10 protein-coding genes are annotated in these 10,964 nt (G+C 38.9%); 4 read left to right on the top strand and 6 right to left on the bottom strand.

The genetic code is table 11. The features are described from left to right. Positions 1-1,134 precede the first annotated feature (1,134 nt). The 4 genes from QXR92_04330 to QXR92_04315 all read right to left on the bottom strand — a co-directional run bounded on the left by QXR92_04330 (position 1,135) and on the right by QXR92_04315 (position 3,118). Positions 1,135-1,257: a hypothetical protein gene (locus QXR92_04330; protein ID MEM0319226.1), complete on the bottom strand. Its 123-nt coding sequence runs from the start codon at positions 1,255-1,257 to the stop codon at positions 1,135-1,137. A 687-nt stretch (positions 1,258-1,944) separates the two neighbouring features. After that, on the bottom strand, positions 1,945-2,208 hold the full coding sequence (locus QXR92_04325; GenBank protein MEM0319225.1) for a hypothetical protein: 264 nt from the start codon (positions 2,206-2,208) through the stop codon (positions 1,945-1,947). After that, positions 2,205-2,711: a hypothetical protein gene (locus QXR92_04320; protein MEM0319224.1), complete on the bottom strand. Its 507-nt coding sequence runs from the start codon at positions 2,709-2,711 to the stop codon at positions 2,205-2,207. The genes QXR92_04325 and QXR92_04320 overlap by 4 nt, the downstream gene beginning before the upstream one ends. Positions 2,712-2,932: 221 nt before the next feature. Next, positions 2,933-3,118, bottom strand: a complete 186-nt coding sequence (locus tag QXR92_04315) for a hypothetical protein (GenBank protein MEM0319223.1) — start codon at positions 3,116-3,118, stop codon at positions 2,933-2,935. 286 nt (positions 3,119-3,404) lie between these two features. On the opposite strand from QXR92_04315, the gene QXR92_04310 reads away from it, so the two are divergent. Both QXR92_04310 and QXR92_04305 read left to right on the top strand, forming a co-directional pair. Beyond that, positions 3,405-3,728: a hypothetical protein gene (locus QXR92_04310; protein MEM0319222.1), complete on the top strand. Its 324-nt coding sequence runs from the start codon at positions 3,405-3,407 to the stop codon at positions 3,726-3,728. After that, positions 3,718-4,179 (top strand): hypothetical protein, encoded by a 462-nt coding sequence (locus QXR92_04305; GenBank protein MEM0319221.1) that lies wholly within the window; start codon positions 3,718-3,720, stop codon positions 4,177-4,179. The genes QXR92_04310 and QXR92_04305 overlap by 11 nt, the downstream gene beginning before the upstream one ends. A 331-nt stretch (positions 4,180-4,510) precedes the next feature. Here QXR92_04305 and QXR92_04300 read toward each other — a convergent pair whose 3' ends face one another. Together QXR92_04300 and QXR92_04295 are read right to left on the bottom strand one after the other, a co-directional pair. After that, positions 4,511-4,930 (bottom strand): hypothetical protein, encoded by a 420-nt coding sequence (locus QXR92_04300; protein MEM0319220.1) that lies wholly within the window; start codon positions 4,928-4,930, stop codon positions 4,511-4,513. A 2,575-nt stretch (positions 4,931-7,505) separates the two neighbouring features. Continuing rightward, entirely contained in the window at positions 7,506-7,778 is a 273-nt protein-coding gene (locus QXR92_04295) for a hypothetical protein (protein MEM0319219.1), read from the bottom strand. A 618-nt stretch (positions 7,779-8,396) separates the two neighbouring features. Here QXR92_04295 and QXR92_04290 point away from each other — a divergent pair. Then, the gene (locus tag QXR92_04290) at positions 8,397-8,930 is read left to right on the top strand and encodes a hypothetical protein (GenBank protein ID MEM0319218.1); all 534 of its coding nucleotides are present in this window, start codon (positions 8,397-8,399) and stop codon (positions 8,928-8,930) included. Positions 8,931-10,363: 1,433 nt separating this feature from the next. Beyond that, on the top strand, positions 10,364-10,783 hold the full coding sequence (locus tag QXR92_04285) for a hypothetical protein (protein MEM0319217.1): 420 nt from the start codon (positions 10,364-10,366) through the stop codon (positions 10,781-10,783). Positions 10,784-10,964: the final 181 nt, after the last annotated feature.

Raw genomic sequence — 10,964 nt, 5'->3', positions numbered from 1 at the left:
GACTAAATTGTAAAGCAAACATAATGGGTTTCCTATTGTGTTAAGTAATGGACATAAAAGGAAACGTATGGGTAACGTAATGATGTACAGGATAATAACAGGAAGATTAGCGAATAGCGAGGGTACAGAGTTCACTGGCGGAAGTATCTCACACGCTTGATAAGTTTTCTGTCTATACTCAGAGATGGCATTATCAAAGGACTCAATAGCGTTAACAATATCACTTAGCATGACTTATGACAGTTAATGAACTTCTAAGAAATTGCGATATTCTCGTAGCAAGTTAAAAACGTGGCAGAACCAATAGTCCTTAATGATCTTAGTATTCTGTTCAATTGTAACGTAAACGCATCTCTCGGGTGCGTTAGGGTCATATCTAGGTAAGTAGATAAAGTCTAGGTTTTCTTCCTCGATTGCCTTGACAAATGCAGGATTCAGTTTACCGCAACATCTGGATATCAAACCGTGGTCTGGTTCTTCCGTTGTAATCAAAAACGAATGAGCGCCAACCGTGACACGCATATGTGAAAATCATGTTAATAATCTTATGTGTACTATCTTATCAGTACCATTAACCGCCTAGTGATGTCATTAGCATAACGTAAGAATGCCATCATGGCGTAAAAGAATCCTTCTAATGTGTGCTTGATGAGTGGTACTAACGTATACTTTGCTACTTGAATAACTATCTTTATGATATCTTGAATAATTTCAGCCATGGTTTCACAGCGAAAAAACGTTATAGCTTGATCGTGGGTATAGGTAAACGTATAACACTACCAGAAACACTAGAAGCACTAGGAAAGCTACTAGGACATTGTCCATATCCTCACCCTGAATAGTCCGGATCCACAAGTGCGCCTAGATTAAGCTTGTAAGCTAAGAAGTTCAGAATACCCTCTACCAGCAATACCGTCAACAGACCCGATAGCATACCACCGGTTTCGGTAACTAACGAGATGAAATATGTAATGACGCTTGCCACAGCGAACTGAATGAGCCTAAAGTAACCATGTCCTAGGTTAGATACTTTCGTAATACCTGTGGCGGACGCCGATGAGATAACATAAACGATTAGAAGAGACGCTATAGATACTGTGTCAAGATTTGCGTTTGAGAAACCTAGGCTAGTGATCATCTTAACCACCCCAGTGCGGGAACAGATTGAGCCACTTGGGCGAAGGCTCCCGTTATCGCAGTAAGTAATCCGCCTATCGTTATTGTATCGCCAGCTATACCTGTACCTAGCGCACTCAACCCGTAACCAGCAACCAAGATTATAATGCCCTGTAACAGACGCCCATTAACATTGGGAAATCTAGATTTTAGAAGATAAGCCGTAGAACTAGCTAAAACGAAAAAAATCGCATATACACCTACGTCAACAAAAAAGGACATTGGTAGGTCACGCTACTACTTCTTTCGCCATTATCTTATTTTCTTGGTATTGATTTAATAGCACGATACCAATGAATGCTACTATCATCATTATTAACAAGTTTTGGGTACTTCCCAAATAGCCCGTAACGTATAGCGTGGCTACCAAAGCTAATATGAACAGAATTATGTACATATCGGTTTTGCCGTACATGTCTTAGTAAGCTTAAAATAGTCTCTTGCAGTCAGCACGCACGTGTGTGGTTGAGGATGGAACGCAGAAAATGGAGTTAAAAAGCGAGAGTTGTACCCATCGAGCGTTAGGAGACGGAGGAGTTTTTTCGCAAAAGTAGGTTTTATCGTCTTCCATTACAAAATAGCCATGACAATCGTATACTTTCATAAGTAGTCACTTTCTGAGTCCTGAACCTGTGCTAGCATTGCCTGATAACGTGATATGTTACACGACCCGCCATTTCTTACATTAATTTTAAACCGAAAAGCTAAAGCGAAACCAAGAAGAGCTAAACCTAACAGAATCAAAAAAATCTTTTTCATTATACTCCCCTAAAGGGAGACTTGAACCCTTTGATCTATTACTTTAGCAATTCCGTATGCAGACAAGTATAGTCCCAGTGATCTCAATATCCCGCCAATAAATTCACCTTTTGCGAGTGCAATTAGAGCTATACCTATGATGATCATGTAGAAAGGCGATACACCAGCTAAGTAGTTATTCATTATTGCAACTATGATAGCGGTTATGACAGCATAGATTATTTCGCTACTGGCTAATGGAATGTCAGGACGCTGTGTAGTCAGTACGCTCATGTTCTCACCTTACTCTTCAGGATGTTACCTAGTTGTTCACTAACTTGGGTTGTGGGATATGACGATAAAATCGCTAGCCCATACGCAGGAGATGCGGACTGATAGTAATCTCCTTTGACAGCCCTGTACTTATCGCCGGCTTCTATCATGTACCTATCGGTGTTTCTCAGTCTCTTGTAGTTAGTCTTTTCGACCAAATCATTTATCTCCCTACACTCTGGCGAAGTGAAATTATTGTTTACACATGACCTAATGGTGTTCTCTACATCTAATACATTAAGATGATGAGTAGTTAGATAGTCCCTAAGGGCATCTTCTCTGTATTCGCCAATCTCCTTGCCTTGCAGGGCGATCTCCTGGTCTACCCAGGCGTTATAAAGGGTAGCTCCTCTTAGCAAACCTTCAATGTATTTATCAGCACCTAACGCAACGCCGATTACGTAATTCTGAACCGCAGACGGATTAACGGATACTCTTAGGGCTTTGCTCTTTCTCCTAGCCACTCATGGACACCCCTATTTTAGGTGCAATTAAATTAACTAGAAGGTCTACCGTAACGATTGATGCGACGGTTGCCAGAAGCGGGTTAGAGATAAAGAGTGAGGCTACGATTAGCGCTATAGCTATTAATCTCTGGTGTGATAATTTTAGTGCCAGCGCACCGCTCACTATACCTATAAGCGTTTCGGGCGTTAAAACTGATCTAAGAGATTCGAACGTCAATTCACTCACCTACCTCTTGCCTCACCATAATGGGCGAGTTTCCTATCTTTGAGATAGTATTATTCATTACTTGACTTACCACTGGAGTAGCTAACAGTCTTTCAAGCTCCTTTGCCTTTTCATCCATTGATTGTTTAACTTTAGTGTTCTCGTACTCTTGCGCTATCTGGCTAGTAACCAAACCCACTTGTAACGACCTCATGAAGTTAGTATCAGCGTTAGTCTTAGGAGCTAACTGTAGACCGTTAATCCTTGAAAAGTAGTCAATCCATTGCGCATACTGTGGCGCTCCTAAAAACGAATTGACTTGCCACTTTGGAGTTGCAACAACAGCGTCATACAACCATCGTCCCGTCCAGTTTGCAGGGAAAATTAGTTTACTCGTCTTTTTCGGCTTATGCCTTGCCATAACTTATTTCATTTTAAATAGTATAGTGTAGCACACTTTTAGTTACTTGTCACTACTTGATGTTATGAAGGATGCGTTAGTCTCGAAGGATACACTTAACAAGTTAAAACCCTTCCTTTCGATGCCCCAACTTAAGGGTATTAATCTCTCGTTTTTGGAAAATAACATCACAGAGTTCGCAATGACCGCTAAATTTGATGATAATTCATATGGCTTATTAGTGGGTATCATCTCACAGTCTAAACCGCCTAACGTTCTAAATCAGTTTGAGGAGGTTGATCTAATGTACTTGGTTAAGTTTTTGGATAAAGCAGTAAAGAGGCTACACCCAGAGATGACATTAGATGAATTCATCAAAAAGGCACTAGATGATCAAAATGCAACTTGAGAAGTACTTTACACCTGAGGAAATCCAGTTCATAACTAGTCTTGCGAAGGAGAAAAACCTGAAAGAAATGGATGTCATAATCTCGTTAGCTAGGGAAATGATACAAACGTACAACTTGCGTTACGTCAACGGTCAGCAAGTGTTGGCGTTAATGGACTTGCTAGCGATGAAACTACCTAGTTGGTTTGCAATCCAAACTGAATTCATGAACAGACAGGCGATGACGTTTAAGACAACCGCCAACTTGATGAGCAACTTGTTTGGCACAAAACAGGACGTTGTTGATACCATCCTGAGATTGCTTAATGATCCTAGTGTATCGAGACTCATAAATAACTTATTGCCACTAGTCTCATTACTAACTAACAAGTCAACTAACGTAGATATGTTAATGAACAATAACGAACAAGAAGATAAACAGGATGATAAAAAAGACGATGACTTACTTTAGTCCTTTTCCCATTCCATTATTTCCTCAATTATTTTTTTCATCATTTTAGGCAAAACGATCTTTGCGCACACGAACGAGTCACAGGTAGAATAGATGAATGCTACTAGATAGTTTCCAGATCGTTCGATAATAATCTTATCTTGTGGCTCTCTAATCTTTACGTCTATAAAATAGTGGTTAGTTTTGTTTCTAAACTCGTCTTCTCCCACTTCGGGAAGGTTCTCAAGTTGAGACAAAACCCAACCAAAAAATGCCTTTTCGTTTGTGTTTATGGAAACTATTGGTTTTTGGGACATAATTAAGAAGTAGTTAAAGCGATTAAAAAACTTTTCTAATGGTCTTCTTCCGACACTAACAGGGGATATGCGTTAAAATGAGTGTTTAAGTAAGCCTTAGTTGCCCTATCTACATATTTGTAAATGCTAATGAATGCCTGAAGTGGCAAATCCATACTAGCCTGTTCATCTAAGATCTCATTGGCGCTATGGGGCATAATCAAGTACACAGCATCAAATGAAGGGTAGAACCTAGCAACGTATTTTAGAAACTTAGGGTTGTAGTAACTTCTCACGAACAAGTCACCCCATACAACCTGGGGGTTACCCTCAAAGAATAACACAGTTTGATCAAACCCGTTGGGTACACGCTCGTATTTGATCTTTTTAGAGTCAAGATATTTTTTCACCGTGGCGGGCATGCCTTCGTAGATAACACGTTTAGGACTGTTAGGATTAATCGCTTCTACTATCATGCAAAGTCCCCCTTAAGATATTCAGTGTAAGTCACAACTTTGGCATTCTTAAACTTTTTAACAATTGATAGCAAGTGTTCCCTCATCATGATGTAAAACGGTACGTTAATACCAAAGCGTTCACAGTCCCATAACGAATTTACAGGATCGTCATTGATAACTACTAGCGTGACTAAGTCAGCGATCTTATCTATAGAATCTAGAGGCTCAAGCCCAGATAGATGTCTAAATAACACGGTGCTAAAGATAGTTGTATCTTCCCAATACTTAAGATAGTCATCGATGTTTATGGTTTTGTCAAAATAGTCCACCCACTTCTTACCTTCGTATCTTTCGAAGAGCTTAAAAACAAGCTCCGCCGAATCCGAAACGACTATTTGTTTTGCCATAAATGAAAATGGATAAAAGAGGTATTTAAACTTTTACCGTGAAGTGTGCGCTTATCTTTAGCTTATCACGATCGTAATGTGCCATTATGATGAAATTATCTAATCTACATGAAAACGTTTTACAATCATCATCGTAACTACAGTATTGATAATTCTTTTGCATAAAGTTAATGACTGTGATGTAATCGCAAAGCTTAGCCTTCGCTTCAACCGTTTCCCTAGACAGCACAGCCTTACCTATGAGTTCTAGAACTTCGTCAATTTTCACGTTAAGCACCCACTAGCTTTATGATAACAACATCAACGAGAGCAATGAAAGCTAGAAGTGCAACGGTCTTAAAGTTCAACGAGAATCTAGAAGATAACGGAGTGTAAAGAGCAGAGATTAGATTTATCATCAGAAGAACAACGTCAGCGTCTAGTAGTAATGACATGATTTAGCAAGAGTTATAAATTAGTAACGTGATGACATGTTATGATATCATTCAGTACGTGGATGAAGGCGGGAAGTTATCGCTACTTGATAAACAGACAGTTACAGATCTGTAAGCAGATAGGACTAGAGTGCAGTGAGAACAATCCTAATGCGGACATTCACGTTTATTATACTACCTTTAGCAGAATTCAGGAAATGAAAATTTATCCCGGTAAGGTTAACATTGCGGTATGTGATACCGCTACATTGAATTTTAACGTGGACAGAGTAAAGAAAATGTTAGATAAGGGTGTAATCATCTTAACGCCGTCTTTGTGGAATCATCACATAATGCGCAAATATGTTTATTACCATCCTCACATTGTCCCCGAGTTACCTGAACAGCCTCATCAGAGTCACTTATTCATTGCCGGCATTTCGGAGCGGGACTATGACAGGAAAGGTCATTACTGGGGACATGTAGCGGAGCAATTGGGTTATCATGTTATCCATACCGGGCGATGGCAATACCTATACGGTACACCGCCCGATGAACAGTACTTTAAGCTCCTTTGTTCGGCTCGCTACCTGTTGGCTATGTCACATTCAGAGTCTCCTTATCTTCCCCTCATTGAATCAGCGTCATGTAACACACCAGCTATCTACCTAGACGCTCACGAGTTTCATTTACTCAGTCAATTATACGATCTAGGTGTGCCTATTAAAGCATCATATCGTGACGTAAGGTCTAGACTTAATTTTTTCCACAACGAAGTAGATCCTTACAGCTTTGTAGACACATTAGTGAACTTAGAGGATAAACATCACGACGTTAAGAAAATGTACAACGAACTTAACCACTTTTCCAATTTGAAAGACTACTTAAATCCAGATGAATTAAAGTTCAAGTTCCAACATGTCACTGAGGCGATAAAATGGGATCTGACATAGATAAGATCGACGACATAATCGAGCTTTTGCAAGAAGTTAAGAAATTGTTAAAGATAGTAGATAAAATAGTAGGCGAGATTAATGACAGTAGCGGATGATGTGTATGACCTAATAGACGAACTGGCACAGTACATGATGGAACAACCAGCATTAATTTCAGTTGTAGCGGATTTGTTGGCGGGCTACCTTCTTCTGACTCATCGTAACGAGTGTGACCTTATACTGGATACAATCAAAAAGATCGAAACGTATCCCAATCAAAAGGTTCAAGAACTAGTTAGAAAGATAACAGAGGGTTGTACTAATGACAGTGTGTGACGGCGGGTTTCTGATTGATACATCGACAGGAGAGGTCATAGATCAATGTTTTGAAAACACAGAACGAGAGCAAGATAGACGTCTAGTTCATTACTCAACGCTTCCACCCGTTCCCGTAAAGCCCAAAAGCGTTAAACGGTTCGATAAGGGTCAACAGATCGACGAGTTAGTTAGATGCGTTATCACTTTCACGAGATTGACGAAGATGCTTAATCAGCAGATACAGAAGGAGAATAGCACCAGCGTCACCAAACACTAAAAAATACAAAGCATTATTTTTTAAAAAACGAATTACTTCTTTTAGTATTTGAAGTTTTGACATTACATATACGCCCGGTTTTCATCATCTTCGTCATTCTGTTGAACTATAAAGGAAAGAGCATCTAGTGCTTTCTTCGCTTCTATTGTAAAAATTATGTCAAATGAAATTGACAGAATTGAAATAATGATAGCGATAAACCCGAGATCCATGAATTAAGAAAAAACAAAAATGATCTAGTGTTTAGCTAGCTTTTTGTTCCTCAACCTTCTTTTTAACGAGATTGTTTACGTCATTAACGCCTGAGACGCCTACCAGTGAGGAGATAGCCATGGTTGATATGTCTTGAAGTGCTTGCACTCCCAGCGTGGTGGTCTCCGCCATCTCCTTACCTAGATTAACGAAGGTCTGATCCGCCGACCTATTGTTGAAGTAGTTCATGATTTCGGCAATTATGAAGCTCCCGACAGCTCCGCCTATCAAGTATTCGATTACGGTTACGATATCCGTAGCCATGCGGTCACCTGTTTTAGTCTCGGTTAAATACATGATCGTCTCGTTAGTCTCACTCGTAACATCTCTGTATGTGTTAATTAAAGAAATTTACACACAGAAAAAACAAACTGAAATCATGGAGACATGTATTTTAGCTCTATCACGTATTGATTACGATAGTCTTGTAAATTCCTTGAGTCAAAAGAAAACTGACGACATTGATACCCAAGATCATAGCCAAAAGTGAAATTTGTACGTTCAATGATTTCGTTGCAAGAAAGTACGCTACCGTGGACACAGCAGTAAAGATAAGCGCTTGGTAGAACAGACTCATGATTTAACCAGCCTTAATACATGTTTAACTCTACTCCAATTATCAATTTCTTAACTAGCCTGAACTCGTTGCAGAAAATCCTAGCTAACCTTCCCATTGTTATTTTAATTGCACCAGCGATACCGTTTGCGGTTGTGTTTTACATATTGAATAGGATAGCTAATAACATACCAATCCTTAATCTTATTTTCCCGCCTACGATTCTACCCTCCATTTTCCTATTGTTTGGGTTCGGTCTAACTCGTGGAAAATTCCTAGACAGGTTTGCAAAAGCTTTTTAAAATCTAGATGAGTAGTTTAAAATCATGTCAATCATAAATAAATTAAATCAGTTGTATGAAACAAAAACGTTTACACCGCCGTCAAATGTTATCTACGTTAGCGAGATTGTTAGTTACCACTTGAACACCACGCTACCGCCACCTGATATTTTACGGGCGGGATCATGGTTACATGCGGGAGTGCAAGCGATTATAGCTAAGTCAATTCCAGAGGCAAAGATAGAGGTTCCTGTATCGGCGCAGTATGATGACTTCATAATAAAGGGACGGGTTGATCTTATGTCACAAAATGAGATATTTGAAATAAAATCATCAGAAAACGCAAAGGAGTTTGCTCGAGTACAACTTTCGATCTATAGATGGTTACTAGGCGGGTACTACGATCTTTACTTGCTAACTCCAAGAAGAATTTTAAAATTGTACCCATTAACGAGTAGTGAGGTGGAAAAAATTGTCTCAACTTACGTCACAGTTAGAAAAACTATTTTCAGCCAAAATAGTAAACTCTCGGGTGGCGTTCCTAATAATGAAGAAATACAGAAAGGAGCTAGGTGTTAAGAGACTCACTAGGAAGAAGTTCGACGAGATTATGAAAGCTCACGGATTTAGTTATCTTAAAGGTTACTACAGAAAGTCAAGGGGAAACTACGCTATTTTTTCGTTGCTAGATTATGATTTACTTGGATGTGGATCACAAAACATACGAGAAGATACTACAGACGTTTTATCAGCGAGGACTAAGATTCAAAACTGACTATCTCAGTGAATTTAATTTAATGATCATTTACGATTAGCATGAAAACGTACTTTGTTGGAACATTCGAGGAGTTAACTAAGCTTTGTGTAAAAGTGGAAAAGAAGCTTTACGAAAGTCCTTACGTTCAGGTTTTCAAAAGTGATAAGTTTTTCTTGCACCGTGTGGTTGACGTAAGGCAAAACAACATTTTCTACGTTCTAGCGTCAAAACCGTTTGATGTCAAACCTAGCGATAGAATTAGATTTAATGACATAAAGGCGATAAATAGAAGGCTTATTCATACTAAAAGCGGAAAAATGATACTTTATTATCGGCACTTCTATGAGATAAACGAACTTGATTTAAATCAACCTAAGACATGAGTGCAAGAAATTATCTAGCGTCAAAGAGTAGTTACATTGTATCGCATCCTACATTTCTTAACGTCCTGATCATTCTTACGATAATCTTTGTCATTTCGGATGCGGTGCTTATCATGTCACTCATTTAGGTGGCGTCAATCGCATTTTATCACAAGTCACAGCTTTGTCTTCGTGCCTAACATCTTCGATCACTATCTCGTCAGGTGTGAAATAGTAGTTTCGTTGATAAAATCCGTAATCAAACGATTTTTTAATAAATTTCTTACCCCTCACGAGTTTTAAACAGTTATTCATATGTGTTATCTTTACTTAAGTAGTATTTTTCAGCCTTCTTACTTTGAACTGAATTATCAAGTTCGACCGCTAGGATGTTGTTGGTGCGAAAAACTAGTTTAACCACGTAGTCAAGTGGATAAACTCACGTTGTGCTAGTTTGAGTCTCCAACTGTTTAGTTATAAACTCGTACTTAGTAATTATCTACTTCTAACTTTTTGAAAGGGTATCAATGTTACCATGTCATTACAATTTGTCACTCTTAACGTAAATCAATTGACTCAGTTGCGAGTTTGATCTATCGGAAAAACGAGAATCATCACGGATCTGTTACAATGTGAAAGAGAGAGTGAGATGAGTAAATACTCAGTTGACGTGACTGAATTTTTATCAAACGTTGTTTTTGAGGGCGTTTTTGTGATTCACACGTCAAACGAAAAATCGGGGAGGAGGGGGGTGGGGGTACCCCGTTAAGGCGAAAAATCACGTTGCAAAAACTGATAATTGATTTCCCTGATGTGCGTTGTAATTGTTAATGAAGATAAATTCTAAATGTTCGTAGTTCGAACCATCTTATTCTTTTAAATTGTACTAAGATATGCCAGTGGATCGTTCATTCGGCTTTGTACTCGCATATGATGACAAAGAGGATATTTATCTAGCGGTACCCTCTCGCATTCTTCCACGTTTAACTAGTGATTGTGAAACAAATCAATGCTATCCGATCTCTGAAGAAACAGCTAGACAGATTAGACCTTTTCTAGAATTCGCTTATGAGTTTTTGGAATCGCAAGGGTCATTTAATGGTGAATATGTGAAAGAACTGTTTATCAATGGTTATGCTTTGAGAATTGCTATTTTGTGGGGAACACCTTACAGTTACGTAGTTGTGGAAATAAATGATGATAACCCTGATGAGGTTCACGTTTACATTAATGTGAAAAAATTCAAAGACACAAAAGGACAGGCACTATACTTACTTAAGCAAGCGTTAGCTTCTCTCCCTAGCGAACCGTAACGCTTAAATACCTCAACGATCTAGTTATTGTCATGCAATCGCAAAAAGTGAATGATAGCACCCGCACGGGTGCGTCTCGTTTCATAAGTCCGTCTTCTATTTTTTCAGTTAATGAGAATAAAGAGATTAAACAGGATCCGCCATATGAGTTATCCGGCGTCATTAAGATGACGTTTGATGA

The organism is Fervidicoccaceae archaeon (assembly GCA_038734945.1).
Classification (GTDB): domain Archaea; phylum Thermoproteota; class Thermoprotei_A; order Sulfolobales; family Fervidicoccaceae; genus ARK-14.
Note: the sequence above shows the minus strand (reverse complement) of the source record. Positions and strands in the feature narration are given on the sequence as shown.